Origin of the sequence: Suicoccus acidiformans, from assembly GCF_003546865.1 — a bacterium.
In the GTDB taxonomy this organism is placed as follows: Bacteria; Bacillota; Bacilli; order Lactobacillales; family Aerococcaceae; genus Suicoccus; species Suicoccus acidiformans.
This window is the reverse complement of sequence record NZ_CP023434.1, coordinates 901,179-917,845: the sequence shown is the minus strand read 5'-3', so window position 1 is coordinate 917,845 and position 16,667 is coordinate 901,179. Positions and strand designations below refer to the sequence as shown.

At 36.1% G+C, this 16,667-nt stretch carries 12 protein-coding genes, 1 pseudogene and 1 CRISPR repeat array (1 of these 14 only partly in view); all 13 genes and pseudogenes read right to left on the bottom strand.

The annotated features are described in order from the left end of the window. Positions 1-147: direct repeats of the CRISPR family, unit length 28 nt; unit sequence GGATCACCCCCGCGTATGCGGGAAAGAC (it extends 491 nt beyond the left edge of the window). Positions 148-161: 14 nt separating this feature from the next. The 13 genes and pseudogenes from cas2e to CL176_RS04435 all read right to left on the bottom strand — a co-directional run bounded on the left by cas2e (position 162) and on the right by CL176_RS04435 (position 16,601). Beyond that, positions 162-1,064, bottom strand: coding sequence for a type I-E CRISPR-associated endoribonuclease Cas2e (gene cas2e / locus CL176_RS04495; RefSeq protein WP_118990226.1), 903 nt, complete (start codon positions 1,062-1,064; stop codon positions 162-164). Next, positions 1,064-2,008, bottom strand: coding sequence for a type I-E CRISPR-associated endonuclease Cas1e (gene cas1e / locus CL176_RS04490; RefSeq protein WP_118990225.1), 945 nt, complete (start codon positions 2,006-2,008; stop codon positions 1,064-1,066). The genes cas2e and cas1e overlap by 1 nt, the downstream gene beginning before the upstream one ends. Next, positions 2,001-2,645 (bottom strand): type I-E CRISPR-associated protein Cas6/Cse3/CasE, encoded by a 645-nt coding sequence (cas6e, locus tag CL176_RS04485; RefSeq protein ID WP_118990224.1) that lies wholly within the window; start codon positions 2,643-2,645, stop codon positions 2,001-2,003. The genes cas1e and cas6e overlap by 8 nt, the downstream gene beginning before the upstream one ends. A 12-nt stretch (positions 2,646-2,657) precedes the next feature. Next, positions 2,658-3,359 (bottom strand): type I-E CRISPR-associated protein Cas5/CasD, encoded by a 702-nt coding sequence (gene cas5e, locus CL176_RS04480; protein WP_205528138.1) that lies wholly within the window; start codon positions 3,357-3,359, stop codon positions 2,658-2,660. Between the two features lie 10 nt (positions 3,360-3,369). Continuing rightward, positions 3,370-4,443 (bottom strand): type I-E CRISPR-associated protein Cas7/Cse4/CasC, encoded by a 1,074-nt coding sequence (cas7e, locus tag CL176_RS04475; protein WP_118990222.1) that lies wholly within the window; start codon positions 4,441-4,443, stop codon positions 3,370-3,372. Position 4,444: 1 nt separating this feature from the next. After that, a complete protein-coding gene (gene casB, locus CL176_RS04470; protein ID WP_118990221.1) occupies positions 4,445-5,029 on the bottom strand; it encodes a type I-E CRISPR-associated protein Cse2/CasB in 585 nt (194 codons plus the stop codon). Further along, positions 5,022-6,737 carry a type I-E CRISPR-associated protein Cse1/CasA gene (locus CL176_RS04465; RefSeq protein ID WP_118990220.1) on the bottom strand — a complete coding sequence of 572 codons (1,716 nt, stop codon included), beginning with the start codon at positions 6,735-6,737 and terminating at the stop codon, positions 5,022-5,024. The genes casB and CL176_RS04465 overlap by 8 nt, the downstream gene beginning before the upstream one ends. Continuing rightward, complete coding sequence (gene cas3, locus CL176_RS04460) at positions 6,724-9,483, bottom strand: CRISPR-associated helicase Cas3' (protein ID WP_118990219.1); 2,760 nt, start codon at positions 9,481-9,483, stop codon at positions 6,724-6,726. Before cas3 ends, CL176_RS04465 begins: the two co-directional genes overlap by 14 nt. A gap of 594 nt (positions 9,484-10,077) precedes the next feature. Then, positions 10,078-11,516 (bottom strand): annotated as a pseudogene (locus CL176_RS04455) (IS3 family transposase). A gap of 223 nt (positions 11,517-11,739) precedes the next feature. Beyond that, entirely contained in the window at positions 11,740-13,155 is a 1,416-nt protein-coding gene (locus CL176_RS04450) for a lipopolysaccharide biosynthesis protein (protein ID WP_118990218.1), read from the bottom strand. A gap of 22 nt (positions 13,156-13,177) precedes the next feature. Then, the gene (locus tag CL176_RS04445; RefSeq protein ID WP_118990217.1) at positions 13,178-14,155 is read right to left on the bottom strand and encodes a glycosyltransferase; all 978 of its coding nucleotides are present in this window, start codon (positions 14,153-14,155) and stop codon (positions 13,178-13,180) included. A 57-nt stretch (positions 14,156-14,212) separates the two neighbouring features. Then, positions 14,213-15,082: a beta-1,6-N-acetylglucosaminyltransferase gene (locus tag CL176_RS04440; protein WP_118990216.1), complete on the bottom strand. Its 870-nt coding sequence runs from the start codon at positions 15,080-15,082 to the stop codon at positions 14,213-14,215. Positions 15,083-15,341: 259 nt separating this feature from the next. Next, the gene (locus tag CL176_RS04435; RefSeq protein ID WP_118990215.1) at positions 15,342-16,601 is read right to left on the bottom strand and encodes an O-antigen ligase family protein; all 1,260 of its coding nucleotides are present in this window, start codon (positions 16,599-16,601) and stop codon (positions 15,342-15,344) included. Positions 16,602-16,667: the final 66 nt, after the last annotated feature.

Genomic DNA, 16,667 nt, shown 5'->3' with positions numbered 1-16,667 from the left:
TCACCCCCGCGTATGCGGGAAAGACGGGGCAAAGATGTATTTACTGTTCTAAATATCGGGATCACCCCCGCGTATGCGGGAAAGACACAGTGTTCAGGGATTGCTGAAAAACCCAGTCAGGATCACCCCCGCGTATGCGGGAAAGACATTAAAGGATCCCCTTAGCTAAGCGAATAAAGTTTGAATTTTTTGTGAAATTCATTCACTTTTGTCGAAAGCTCATAGATTAACCTAGCATCTTCCAAAGCCCGATGTGGCACATGCTTATCGATCCCATATGCTTCAAGTACCGTTTCAAGCTTGTAATTAGATAGAAACGGTTGCTCCCTTTTTACGTATTTCTGCATATCATAAATTGAATTAGTGAGTGGCTTATACGATAAACGCTTCAACACTTCGTTTATGAAAGATATGTCAAAAGCAATATTATAGCCTATAATAGCAAAATCTCCCAGAAAAGCAAGGAGAGACTCGATTGCTACATCGATTCTTTCGCCTTGTTCCAGCACTGATTCAGTTATCCCAGTTAAACGGGTAATTTCTGGCGGTAACTTCTTATCATAAGCTACGAATGAATGGAATTCGGCATGATTTGCGCCCTGAACCTTTACTGCAGCTATCTCAATTATTGAATGTTCCTTAGGGTTTAAACCGTCTGTTTCAATATCCAATACAACATAAGACATCGATTCTGACCTCTCAACTTTATTGGTATGCTTTTTAGCCTTGCGAAATTTGGCTGCATCACTAAACCCGCTGTTTAGCTTTGACTCTTCTACCTTGTATTCCTTCGGAATCATAATTAGTGGTATGCCGTCATAATCAATCGGTATACGTGTCGAGTTATGTGTTTCAAATTGATAGCCGATTTCATTTCTAGTAGCGTAGCTCATCGTTGCTTCACCAACCCCAGCGCTCTCTCTAACTCTTTGCCATAACTGCTCTCTTACTTTAGTATTGAAATTTCCAACATAAACACCTGTTGATATCTCCTGCATCCACTTAGTTAAATCCCCTTTGAGAGATGGCGGAACATTCTTCAAAGTTATAACAGTCAATGGCATCAAAGTTCACCTATACTATAATTCACACCATAGTCTACTAAGTGATCTTTATCATCCCACAAATTAATGGTATCTATATATAGCCTTTCATCATCTGGGATGTCTAGCAATGCCTGTAAATCTTTAACGATTCGCTTCATCATCTTGCCATCAACCATTGCATCTCTTACCTTCAATCGAGCAAATCTGCTGATATCATCGCCATCATCAATAGTAGATGTGATTTCAAAGGAAATAGGTATTGTTAACTCTGCTTTATATAAATCAGCTACGTCATAAACAAAAGATAAATCATGACCGGTATGAACGAAGCCCAAGCCAGGTGACATTCCTAAAGCTACAACGATACTGTGTACAACCCCATATAAAGCAACATTGCTTGCAGATAACGCTTGATTAATCGGATCACTCGCCTCAAAATCATCCGGATTGTATTCTCGGCCACTCCAAGGCACATCATATAACTTTGAATAATGCCGATAAACTTTACGAATTCTAGCACCTTCTCTCCCCCGTAATTGCTGCATCGTTAATTTAGAAACATTCTCTTTCGGGAATCGCATCTGATACATCAAACGTGCTACTTCTAATCTTGTTCGTGTGTTAGAAACCAGTTTAGCCTGTCTTTCGAGAAAGCGTGTTGATCGTGCTAAGGAACGTCCATGAGCATAATGCCTGACGCCTCTTTCACCAACCCAAACGATACTAGTTCCAGTGTCTCCAATTAATTCAATGGCTCTATGAGTAATGTCCGTTCCGGGACCTAATAGTAATACGCCAATCATGGCGGCTGGGAAACGCACAATTCCTTTACTATCGGCAAATGTAATTGCACTATCCTGACGATTAATCTTGGCATGTTCTATATAAATAAAGGACACGCGATCACCAATTCTTGGTAATTCTGGAATATTCGTCTTTCTGGCTCCTTTGAAATCAGACATCTTCTTTCACCGGTATAATTGTCATTAAGCCAAAACCATATGCCTTTTTCTGGCCCATACCGTTAATTAGCAGGTCTCTAAATTTATCTATATCCTGTACAATTAAATTGCCTTCATACGTTACTCGGCTGATTCTTAAGTCTCGACCATTATTCTTCTTCAAAGGTTCAAAACTACGTTCTGTAATTTGGAAATCATTGTCATCAACATAAAAGCCGTGTTTTACACTTCGATCCTTTAGAAATTTCATCTGATCTTCGATATTTACTAATGGAACGACACGCCCTCTTCTAGCGCCTTCGGTAGGCATTGAAACGACAGGATTCAAAGTTATCTTGAACCGTGCTTTCATTCCCTGCTCTATAGAATTTAAAAACATAGTATAATCTTTAGTCATGCCCGTACCAGGTACACCGTATCGTTCTAATTTCGAAATATCTGGCTTTACCTCGCTAATGATAAGTAATACAAACTCGCCATCTAATCGGTCTATGCGCCAAAGTTTACGGGAACGAACACCTTGCGATATTTCCTCGGAAAAACTATGTTCTACCCAATTATGATACGCACCCAAATGCATTAAATCACGTGTTTTCCTACGATTCTCATAATCGATTACCACTCTTGAAATATACACTGACTTCACCTCCTAAATAGCATCAAAAGCATCATGCTCTGTACTCGATAACTGAGTTTTAATCGGAGCAAAGACAGATCTACGAACTTCACCGCGGTAATCAAACATTCTGTTTTTCTGAGAGAATGACTTTACACGATCTTTTCGCATTGTTACGGGCCCCTCATTCGATAACTCTGCATCCATAAAAACCGTTACTTTATTACTATGTTTCTTCTGATAGCTCTTATGAGCTTGCCAGGGAATTTCTTCAATAGCTTGGATGATATCTTTATCGATGACACCTAAGAAATAATCATACGTCAACGGTAATGAGCGACGTCCTAAATATCCCTGGAAATAGGGATGCTTTAAAGCTTCAGCAATTTCTGTTATCCAAGCATCTGTTGGATGATTAATCGCTACAATAAATACCGCATCCTCAAGATAATATCGATTTGTAACGTACGTTCGTTCAAATGAACCATTCGCCTTAGTTTTGGCGGCGGTATGGTAATCATGAAGTCGTCTACCTGGCTGATCTACACGTACAGCGATTTTCAGTTCATTGAGCTTATGAATCAGCTCATCATCACGCCGATACCCTAAACTCGCCCCGATTAAACCGATAATAGCACTTTTCGTAGGATGGGTATCCGTATCTCTTGTCTCAAAGCTTGAACTTGACCCCCAGGCTTGCATTGGTCCTGCGAATTTTAGAAGAATCGTTTTCATAAGTCTCATCCTAATCTTCTATAATCAATTGTGTTAAATCATTACCTAACTGCTCAGTCAACGTCGATAAGCTTGCCAGCTCACTTGCAGAAATCTTGTTAGCCTCTAAATCTACCATACTTACATAATTAGCCGTGAGTGGTTCTTTAACAAACTTATGCGCTTTATCCGCTTCTTCAAATAGTTTCATGACAGATTCTACAACGTTACCGTGATTAGATTTTACTGGTGTTTCAAAGGCTGTTACTAAATTCACTGGCCGATCATCTCTCAGCGTCACAAGAATTAAATCAGGAATCGTTTGGTTAGCGTAAGAATTCACTTTTCCAGTGGGCATGGAATTAGAGAAAGCCTCTACAAATAACTTCAAAGCATTAATGACAGATTCTTTCGACTCTAATTGTTGCATAAGCTCATGTACAGCAACATTGCCGTATCGATATAAAGTCGATGAGTTGAATTCAAGTGTGCCCAACATCCCTGCCCCTGCATTATCCTCTGGAGCTAAATCATCCACTGCAGTATAGAAATCAAATTCAGTTTGCACAGCATGCGTAGAGATGGCATGGGCAATTTGTGAAGAGGCATCCTCGTTTAAAGACGGATCGTCTGCTACCATGCGTCCGAATAATGCAATATCAACAGCAGGATTATTGCGCAGAATTTCTTGTAGTGTCTTCTTATCTGCAACGCCATTAATCGCTGCTTCTGCTAACTGATCCGCTTGCGTGTCACCTAAGAAGAAGAGCGCTTTAGCTCGTTGGTCTTTTGTTGAGACTTTTGCTGTCTTAAACGTTTGATCAGCCAATTTCATTGCTGCTTCTTCACTTATGGATGGATCGATACTTTGGATTTTATCGGCAACATACCTTACTATTTCAAGCGTACGTACCCCGACATTCTGAGCATCCCCATTTGTGTTAAAGTAATCACGAATCGCTTTTTTCCATGATTGGGAACTTACTCTTGCTCTTCTAACGCCACCATATTGCGCCGTCTTCGGGCTTCCCGTGTCATCCCGATTGATATTTGACGGTGGTAATGTTTGGATTACATGTACATCCATAAATAATCTACTCTGCATTTTAATCTTCTCCTTTATCTTCTTTTACTTGTTGACCACGATAATATGCCTTACCCCATCTTAAGCGAATACTCTCTTCATATCCTCGCTGAAACCAATACAAATCATTCGCTAAACTTGCATAATTTAATCTTTGTTGAGGCGCTTTATTCCGTAATAATCGAATCAATTGCCTTAAATGATGTATCAATTCTTCATATGTGGACGCGGTAATCATTGTGTTAAATCTACGATCAATGGCCACTTGATTATCTTCTTGTCGCAATGCTTTTAATGCTTTGCCAACTGAATCCGATTTATCATATGAATTAACGGACAAAGGTTTCGATTGCTGATGAATCGCATAGAGTTGTAATGTCGAAATAATTGCTCTTTCCTCCTTTGTCAATTCACCACGATTGCTCAGATAATGTTCTGGTATTTCTTCGAAAACAAGCGGCCAAATTTCGACACTTTCACTAATTGGACGGCCTACTGAATGTCTCAAATTTGCCAGAATAGCTTTCCCAGAACTCGTCTCAAGATTTGATTCGATTCGTCGAAGTATACGACTGACTATCAGATATATATCCAGATTCTCACTCATAATCTGCCTCCTTCATCTTTAGTCCTTTTCTTAAATGATAAATCAACCGATTATGCGCTGTCACAATATTTAGAATTCGCGTCCCATCTTTAATCGTGACACCCCGATAATCGCGATAGGTTGCATTATCGATAATTCGATTGGTTTCATTTGTCAGTATTGTAAATAAAGTCTCTCGCCACTCAAAAGTCTTCTCGTCCATGGAATCACCTGTCCCGATTCCTTCTAGCCACTCCCTAAAAGGTCGATCAACAGCTTCGTAAATTTTGGCAATACTTTGGGGGATATAATCATTCTTTCCATCCAAGCCCCGAATCTGAACAATATCCCTTAAGAAATTTCTATAATGTATGTTTATCATTTGCTGCGTTTCGCTAACGATACTATCAACTCGATAAAGCCAGCCCTCTGGTTTATCATCATCTATAATAAAGTCCTCCACGTTCATCCGATCGATAATTTCATTCGTCGGCACCCATGAGGTAGCATTCCCATCATCTTGCATACTTACAGTATTGATAACCACTCGCCGGTCACCTATAAAAGGCTTTACAGTTCTATACCAATCCATAATTTTTGGTCGCCGCTGATTCTCACTATCATCATCAGGTAAACTGATTAAGCCAAACGACCGCCACATTGCTTGCTGGAATGTGTGTTTACGGGGGGTGAAGGTCTCTTTATTAGTCCCTGTCCGGTTAAAGCGCCATAGAGTCATTGGCTCTAAGAACTGATTCTGGTGTTTAATCTCTGGAAGCTTAACAATACTCAATTGAAAGGCGTCAGCAATATCAGTACTTGGATCAATATAAATAGCTCGGCTCCAATTTGTGTATAATTCTGCTAAGTTTCTTACAGGCTCCTGCTTCAAAAGTCTGTTTACGACTTCTTCACCAGAAAATTCCCAAGCAGGTTTTTGCTGAAGGCTTTTATATTCATCGACAGGATGGTTTAGAACCAGGTTTAATAATAATGTCTCAAATAAATTGTCGCCTTCAAGATAAATACCTCCCAAGTCAAAAAGCCAGCCCTTTGAATTGGATACATCATACTTTTCCTTACCGAAAATAACTTTATCAGATAAACCTGTATATCCTTGAAATGTTATTAACCACCTGGCAATTTCTGCTTCCGTTAATTTTTCTTTATTGTTTTTAGCACTATATTTGGGTGAGAACAAAGCTGTTTTGTTCCCGCTCTCTGAAATTTGGCGATTAATATTCTTTCCTGAGATAACGCTTGGCCTCGCTTTATTAATATTATCTGCTGATACGACTTGTTCTGTAACCTGATAGAAAGGATACATCTCATCAAATAGATAAAATCGTTCATGCCATTGTTGTAAATACAGATTAATAATTTCAGGGAAACGCCCAGAATTCCATAGTTCTTGCCAAGTATCCATTAATTCTTTTTCATACATGAGTTTGACGCGAGGATTTTCTTCAATATCAACCACTCGAAAGTTGTCATCTAAAGTTACGTACTCATATGCTTCACCGTCAGCATCTACTCTTGAGAAGACAGTATGTAAAATAGCTAATAACACCCGAAAGACCGCGAAGTCTTGTGTTTTAGTGTCTCCTGCTAGTTGAACATATTGGTGAGCGTTCGTAAATAATTCTTTTAAAGAAACTTCTTTGGTCTCCCCACTTAAATTAACCATTACCGAAATCCACGGTTCATCAATTAAATTAAATCGACTCACTTTGCTCCTCCCTTTCATACATTAATCCATAGAAGGCATCATATTTCAAACGATATCCATTCAAAGTACATTCGCCCTCTTCATCAAAGATAAGGCCTAATTTCCCTCTAAGCCAAGCTTGATCTTGCCAATTAGCCAAATACTTCTTGTTGTATATTTCTAGTTCCTCGATAGTTGTATCGATGTTCCACCTTTGTGTCAGAGCCATGGGCAATTTGATTGTTTCATTCGCTAGTCGTTTCCCGACAGTAAATTCTTCGATCTGATGTGATATGTCTATATCCTCACCAAAAAATGTATAACCCTCAAATAATTTACGAACAGCAATAATTTCAATGCTTTCTTGAATGTCCCTTACCTGGGCATATGATTTCTCATCACTCACATCTTGACTAGGCCCTTTTAACCAGCCAATAAGCGATTGCTGACCAACATGAAGATCTTCAAATTGAGGATCTGATAATAAATAGGTATTCGCTTTACTTTTCTTGATCTTTAACTCGGTTTCAAAGCATTGCTTGGCTTGCAGATATTTTTCCTCTAAATCCTTATCCAGGGTAATCTCATCATTGTCGCTATATACTTGTTGTACGAGCGGCGATATATCAGAAGGGATGTTTATAGATTCTGGAAGCAAGCACTGCGTCCGCATCAATAAATATTCACCATATACCGCTGAACTACCCTTGTCAAAGTCAAAAGAATCACCCATTCCTAAAACATAGGTGACCGGTTTTTCTAAACCATTGGGGCGAGGAATAAGATGACGATGCAGTCGTCCAATCCTCTGAATCAACAAGTCCATGGGGGCTAAATCTGTAATTAACACATCAAAATCTATATCCAAAGACTGTTCTAATACCTGTGTTCCAATAATAATTTGCCCTTTGGGACGTTGCCCATCCTTCCCAATCATTTCAATCAAATCTGCTTCTAGCTTCGCCCGATCCGTAGCAATAAAACTAGAGTGAAGTAAACATACCTTATCTTGGCCAAATTGACGCACACAATCCGCAGCCAATTCCTGTGCCTTCTTAACGGTATTAACAACCACACCAACGACAGCTCCTAAATGGAGTAAGGACTGTAACGTTGCGTCAAGTTGATCGTCCGAAAGAGACTTCACTTGCACTCTTTTATCCTCTATCTCTTCAAAAGCCTCAAATTGTTCAACCTTAACGCCATCGATATAGGTTAGTAGTGGATAGCTGTCACCTTGAATTTGCTTTTTCGAAGCCTTTGACAAATAACTCCCCTTGCCCCAAAGATAGGCATCCACTAATTGCACCCGAGTTTGGGCTGGTAGCGTTGCGGATAAAACAATGACCGGCACATCATAATAAGCCAACCATTTCAAGGCTTGACTTAAATATTGATTTGTATAGGCATCATAAGCATGCACTTCATCTAAAATGACGACTTTCTTACTAAAGCCTAAATGGCGAAGCATTAAATGCTTCTGCTTCAAAGCCAGCATGAGACACTGATCAACGGTTCCTACCACAAAATCATCAAGTGCAGCAGTTTTACGACCTGCGAACCACTCATTCACAAAGACTTGTCCCTCTCCATCATCATCAATATTTCTTGCTAAGCCCGCAAAAGATTCATTCAAAGATGCTTTGCCATGCGAGAGTCTAATTTGGACACTTTCTTTATTTTCCTCACTTAAACGCGTTAACCATTTCTCTATCCTCGGAAATATACCATTGGACGTTGCTTGTGTTGGTAAGCCAAAGAATATACCAGAACGCTGCGTTTTATCCATTAACACTTCAGCCCCCATCAGAGCTGTTTCTGTCTTACCCAAACCCATGGGCGCCTCCAATATAAATAAACCGGGTTCATCAACGCTATCAACGATTTCCAGAACCTCCGTTTGTACATTTCTTGGAGAGAATTCAAAGCGATTCTCAAATGATTGGTAAATATCCTTCGTTTTATTACTTAAATCTATAGGATAAGTTTTAAACCATTTTTTCCAGGCTGTTTGAGACCGATGATTAGACCAGTCTATGTCTTCATCCGTTAGACTTTTCAAAGGGAAATACTGTTCATTACTCGCTATCCAATCAGCTGTGATTAAAAGCCCAGTTAAAATAACTTGGCCAGCCTGAGAAACCTCGGGCAAAGCACTCACATCTTTAAAATCTGATATGTTTAGCGCCCACTCCAAAATCACTTCTTGAGCCTTTAACCACTTTTGAGCTGTCGGATGATCCACTGAATCTGCCTGGAAATAATTGCGGGGGAAAGCAACTTCACGAGCGATTCTCTCTTCGTGTTCAACCGGTTTGCCATGGTGAGCCCCAATGATGGATGCAATATCCTCCTTAACCCCGAGCTGCCTTATAATTCTCTCTCCCGCTAATGCATGATGACTCTCATTTGGTGAAGCAAGTTGCAGTGTGGAAATTCCTGTAAAACCAGCCAATTCTAATTTTTCAATTAATGCTGCGTCTAAATCAGGTGAATGATTATACCCTTTCTTAACCTGGAAAACTGGCGTCGCCTTACCATTATCGTGGATCGCACCTAAAAAACGTGCTAAATTACGAGCAATCTCAGGGGCCGGCACTGCTAAAGATTGAATGACAATCTGCCTTTGTGCTTCACTCAACCAATGATCCCACAAATAAACAATGATGTTCTGGGTGTCCCAAAGATGCTGCGTTAATGACAACCATTTAAACTGTCCGTTTTCTTCTTTTTTCTTTGCCCAGAGTTTTGAAATGATCTTCTCCATAGCCTCTCCTCATTTACCCTGTTATAAATTTTATTTATGAACTTAGTTGATACAGCCTAGGATAGCGTTGAAACTAACCAACCCCCGCTTCTGCGGGAAAAAATCCAAATTAAAATATTAACTTGGATCGCACTTACCTGGCAAGTAATTAAGATATTAAGTATTAAAAGTATACACTATTCAAATAAATCATACAAATAGTACCCCCGCCTTCTCCAGCCAGCGCTAATTAATTCTGAATACTAAATCTATACCGCTAGGGATTCGTCTAATCTAACATCCACAGCGGTATTTATATCCCCTCCAGGCAAAAAAGACCCAGCCCCTATACTGACCCCAAAAAGTTAGACTAGATTTTATGAAGAGTTACCCCAATAATGGGTAGCTCTTTTTTGTGTTTCTGAAAGATTCAATAAAGATATAAAACTTAAGTTGCTTCAAGGTGACCGATTTCGCAAGAACAGAGAAGCTGCTAATTGACCTAACCAAAACATCTCATCAGACATCCAAGCTTGTCAAGAGGAAGAGCGAAGCGGCTCTTGATAAGTCTGGATGGTTTGTGAAACCATTGAGGTTAGGTGATTTGCGACATGTTTAGGCACTTAAAAGTAATTGTTGTTGTCTGTATTCAACAGGACTTAAATAGCCTAATTTCTCTTTAATCCTATCTTCATTGTAGTAACGAATATAGTCGTGGATAGCTTGTTCCAGTTCCCTACGGCTACGATAAACTTTCCCATAAAACATTTCTTGTTTCATGATGCCGAAGAAGTTCTCCATCGGCGCATTATCTAAACAATTTCCCTTTCGGGACATACTCTGGAAAATCTGATGATCTTTCAATAATTGTTGATAGTCGTTCATTTGATAAGCCCAGCCTTGGTCCGAATGAAAGGTTCGTCTAAATTGGCAATCTTTTGTAGCTTCAACGGCTTCTTCGAAGGCTTCCATCATACTTTCCTTATTAGGTTGTTTTGAGATTTTATAGCTAATGACTTCCAGATTAAACAAGTCAATAAAGGGATCTAAATACAACTTTTTCAATTGATACTGTCCTGAATCATCAGCTTCATAATAATGGAACTCCGTTGTATCCGTCACAATTTTTTGGTGTGGAATAGAACTTGTAAATCTACGATTTAAGCGGTTAGGTGCTTTCTCACCAATATCACCTTGATAGGAGTTGTATTTCCGTGATTTTCGAGTAAATGAGGTCACTTGTAGATTCATTTCTTTCATCAATCGTTGAACTTTTTTCTTATTGACGGTATAACCACGACGACGTAACTCCGCATGAACACGGCGATAACCGTAGTTTTCATGTGCTTGACGAATATCAAGAATTTCTTCTTTTAATGCTTCGTCTTTATTGGGTCTATTCAAACACTCTAATTGATAATAATAGGTTGCCTTAGGAAAATCTAAAGTCTTCAGTATCAGCGTCAAAGAATACTCTGTAGACTCATGGAGATTACGGATGGCCATCACTTCTTGTTGTCGTGTTGCCGCTTGTCTGCTTCCCGCAACCTCCTCAATTCCTTTAAAAATTTATTCTCAATATCTAGCATTTGAATGCGTTCTTCTTGTTCTTTAATGATTTCCTTTAAGGCATCTGGATCACTCGGTAAAGGCGTCTTTTTGGGATTTTGTGGATTCTTTTTCTGTGAATTAGACATGGTAGTTGGCCTCCCTATTGGTCTAGATAAGCCATCAATACCGTCTTCCTTAAAGGCTCGCATCCAATTTGCGATTAAGCTTGGATTATTGATCCCTAATTGGACACCGACTTCGCGATAGCTTAACTCTGTAGTTAAGTACAATTCTATCGCATATAGCTTGGTTTCTAAAGGATAAGACTGTCTTGTTGACTTAACTTGAAGGCCTTCTAAGCCGAAATCTTGATAATTATGGATCCATCGTTTCACTATTGACTGAGCGATTTGATATTTTTTCGCTAAAGTCCTAAATCCGCCTTTTCCAGCTTCGTAGTCAGTAACAATTTGAAGTTTCGTTTCTAAACTATACTTGGTCATAAAAATACCCCCAAAAGTTAGATTTTTTGGTCTAACTTTTGGGGGTCAGTATAAAGTAGATTCACTTTTTTAAGTGTCTACTTTAGGGGGAGCATATCAATTTGCCTGATCTCTCATTATCCCTATTTGACAAAGAGCCAAAAGATTTCCAATGGATACAAGGAAGTTTACTTTGTAAATAAGCTAATTTATCGAAAAATCAATTTTTATTCGTGGTCATGATTTATCTTTTTAATAGAATCAACAACTCCTTCATTTGATTGGTAATCAGAAGCCCTAAGATCAAAGATAGGAGGAAGGCTATTCCTTTAAAGATAAGATTAATAAAAGGGCTATAATTATTTATCGGTAATAGTATCAAGAAAAATAAAGTCACTATTCCCATAATAGTTGGCTTAACTAAAACTTTGAAAGCCTCTAATAACGACCCGCCAAATGTCTTATTCAAAAGTAAATAATTAGTTTGTAAAAAATTCATCGAAAAGCTAATGACGATCATAATCGCCACCCAATAAATACTCCCCCGACTTATTCCAATAACAATAGCTATTATATTTAAGAGCGTTGATAGTATACCTGAAGTTAATAATAAATCCGTCCGATTAGCAGATTGAAAGAAGGCACCTGTACTAGATTGCAACATTTGAATCCAAACCGACAAGCTTAGTATTTTAAAAGCTAAAACACTTGGTTGCCACTGATCTCCATAGAGAAAAAGAATAATATCTTCACTAGTAAACCACAAGAAAACAGTTAGAGGTACTCCAAAATTAGCTAAAGCTTTAGCAATATTTAGATAACCATCTTTTATAGCTTTTAAATTATCTTGAAATTCTGAAAAAATTGGCTGGATGGCTGAAGTGATAACACTTGTAAATATCGTATTAGGGTACAAGGATAATTGATAGGCCTTATCATAATAGCCAAGCTGCCCTGCCGACATATAGCGACCAATTAAAATACTATCTAAATTCCTTGAAAAATAATTAATGACATTAAAACCAAACTGATTTCGAGCAAATTTATAAATCTTTTTTAAAGGAGCCACTGAAAAGCGAAAGTAAAACTTTAAACGAGTATGGTACATATAAAAAAACCATTGAAAAAAAGCTCTAGAAATGTTTCCTAAGATAATAGAATAATACGAAAACCCTCTAAAAGCTAGTAAAACTGAGACAAGTCCATTGGTAGCACTTCCAATGATTTGCACCATATTTACTAACTTAAAATGTTTTTCCTTAAGCAAAAGATTCTGCGGAACCATACAAAGACTATTGAATAATAAAGCCAAAGACATGACAGGGACTACAGAAACTAATTCAGGGTTTCTATAAAATCTACTAATTGGATAAGCTAACAAAGTAAATACGAGGGTTAGGAACAAAGAAAAATAAACAGAAAAAGAAAAGATCTGGTTAACTTCATTATCATCAATATCTTTTCTTTGAATAATGGCAGGGCCTATCCCAAAGTCTGAAAGCAGTTGAAAGAAAACCAAAAAAACATTGACAACAGCTATTATCCCAAATTCATCAGGTGCTAATAATCGGGATAGAATTACCTGAACTAAAAACGTAATGATAACATTAGAATACTTACCAATGGCGTTATAGATAATGCCTTCCTTTAAATTTTTCAAGAATATCCTCCCCAAAGCTGAGTTAGTTCATTAGCTTATTTTTTAAAAATATGAGTATTTCATAAACCCATCTAGTTATACTATTCTTATGCTTTAACCATGTAGTCAAAGTATAATATCTGTTTTCCTTAGCTTGATTTACCGCATCAACATACTGAAGATAAACATTATTTTGCTCGAAATTATTCAGTTCAAGGTAGATGTCAACCATAGAATTATAAATAATAGCGATTCTTTTTCGCACGCCAATGGAATAAGACTTATATTGATTCAACCTCTTAAAAACCGCGTAATAACCCTCAAAATTTTTAACGGTTCGCTTTCTCGTCATAATAGAATCTGAACGAATTCTTCGCTTGAAGAAAAATTTATTTTCATGCATAGACCTTGCTGAAAACAAAAAAGCTTCGACTGTAAAAGCTTCATCTTCATGCAAAATATCTTCAATAAAATGAAGTTTGGTATTTATTAAAACGCCCCTGCGAATGATATACAGACAAGCAGATGGACTAAAAACTCTATCTTTGACTAACTCTTCAAAAAGGCAAACTCCTGTCTCATAGATTCCATATGATTGGCTCTTATCATATCGTATTATTTCCAAATCTTCTTTAACAGAATCATCCAAAAAACTTTCTGCATCAAAAACATATAAGTCAAGATTTTTTTGTTCCATTTGATCGATGATATAGATAAGGGAGTTTTCCTCTAAAACATCATCACTATCCATAAAATATATATATTTCCCTTTAGCTAAATTAATTCCACGATTTCGTGTTACGCTGAGTCCCTTATTACATTGATTAAAAACTCTGATAAAGGGATAGCATTCCGAATATTTTTCCAATATTTCTAAACTATTATCAGTTGAGCCATCATTAATACAAATGATTTCATAATCAGTAATCCCTTGGCTTAATAAACTATCCAAACACTCAGCCAAATAATGTTCAGTATTGAATATCGGTACAATTATTGATAATAACAATTCATTGCTCATTCAGACACCTTTTCTGTTAATAGTTTAAGAAGTTTAAAAAAGACACCAAAATATTCTTTATGAATACTCTTTATTAATTAATTGTATTACTTCAGATTGATAATTATAATCAAATTTTCTCGCAAATAGCATATTTGAATTCTTTAATTTTTCGAAATCATCAGATGTGAATGTCCGTGGACTTGGTTGTTTATTATTTTCCCATTCAATGAATCTCAAATTGTTACTTACTATTGGTTGATCAGGAAAAAATAAATTATTTTTAAAATCAGAATTAATAACAATTGTTTGCAAAAAAATTTCGTCGCCACAAAGAGTATTTTTAAAAGTTTTTTCAATCCAACTCTCATTTTCAATAACAAACTTAGCTAATTCATTGGTAATACTAAACCATTGAGATCCAGATCGAAAAATGATTTTCTCATTACGATGAATTCCAACGACTTTTTGAATTAAACGTTGTAATTTATTTAAAACATGAGGAACAGTAATCTTCGCCTTTCCAAGCCCTTCTTGAAAGAAATGATAATATCTCACTCTTTCATCATAGATGAAGTTATCAAGATTGAGGTTAACAAACTCTTTACCACTATTTTTTTTGAAAAAAGCATGGATGTAATCCTGTGTTTGTATAGGCAAATCCTGCCCTGATAACAAATGGTAATATTCGTAGTTTTTCTTGCTTGTCGCTTGCTTCAATAGAAATAATTCAGCCTCAATTTGACTGTATCCCCCCCAATTTACAGTAATAGTATTATATATTTCGATATTACTCCATTTCATACTATAAAAAGAAGAAGAGGGTGGCCCAGACTTTTTATCAAAATGTAGAAAAATATCATTTCTAGTGTCGTCAAGCATATCTAATAAAGTACGGAGGGTTTCATCCTGACGATGAGCCAAAATTAAAAATGCATGTTTACTCATTGCAATTCTCCTTTTAAGGTATTAATCTTTATTTTAAAGAAACTTTTTTAATCATTTTATTAGCACTGAGTCGATAACCAATGATGCTTACCAAAACCGATATGTTCCTATAAATTCATATTGCAAATAGCGCATGTAATGGATTATATAAATCCGATAATAAAGTCAATTGAACCTAGGAAGAAAAAGTAATTGATTGAAAAGATATCAATATTTCCTAAATATCTAGAAACATTCAGCTTAGAAGTTTATTATTAAATTAAACTTCTAAGCTAGATTCTGAGCTAATCATATTTTTCTTAGATATCATTGTATACATTACAGAAACAACGATTACATATGTTAAAAGTGTGTAGAGTTCATATAGTGGATTTTCTGAAACCCCAATTATAATAAAAGATAACTGTATTTGAAATAACAATAGATTCTCTTTTCTTAATCTCTTAGTAGTGTTAATAAAAAAGATTCTTGTTGAGTAATATAAATTAATAATTAAATATGATAAAAACGCTAAGAAGCCAATGATTCCATTTTCTCTTAAAACCTGCAAATAAATATTATGTCCAAAAGATAAATAAATATTTTGACTTGTAGTATAAGTCCCATGACCCAATAAAGGTTTACTTAAGAAATCTGACCACATTTGTTTATATACTGGCCATCTTCCGGTAGTAATATCATTAATATCGTTATTTAGTAATATCCTTTGAATCATAGCTTGACCAATCTCTGTATTTAGAAAAAGAATAATAAATAAACCTATAAAAAATAATATCTTGAAAAAACTTTTAAAACTAAATTTGTAATGTAGAATCATGGATATAGCGAAAACAATTACAAAGGCTATCAGATGAGTCCTACGGTGTGTACCAATTAGTAAATACAATAAAAACAAAGAAAAAAATGCATATATAATTTTCCTAGAAGTTTTTTTACTAGCTAACATATTATTCAAAATAGCAAATAACAAAATCATAATAAAAAATGCATTAACACCAGTATTGAAAGTGAAACTATTTAAGCGTCCTTCCCTAATATATTGAGTCGTAGAATTTAAAAAATAATCATGTAAATGCATTTGGTTAATTGTTATTAAGAATTCCGGATTTATGATTTGAATTATATTGCCTATTATTATGAGTATACATAGAAATAAAAATCCATTTTTTATATAAGAAAAATTCACTATATTACCAGTTAAAGATATTTGAACTAGAAAGACTACACAAAGTTGTAAAATAAAAGTATTTGCTCCATCAGCAGGACTGCTTCCCATTAACAACCCGAAAATAGATATTATAATGAACAATAATAAAGAAAATATTGATGCATTTAAATTAATTTTAAAATTAGGTAAATTAAACAAAATATATAGCAAAAAAACAACTATAATAAACAGCAAATTAAAATATACATTTTGAGGGAAAAATAATAATAAAAACATCGATATAGTCAATGCAATAGCTATGTATAAATCACTTGTTCTGTTTATTTTTTTAAATTTATTGTTGTTTTTCATTTAAATCATCCGCTTCTTTTCTTTATGATATAATTTAAAGTTCCACGAAGATAATTAAGTGTATAA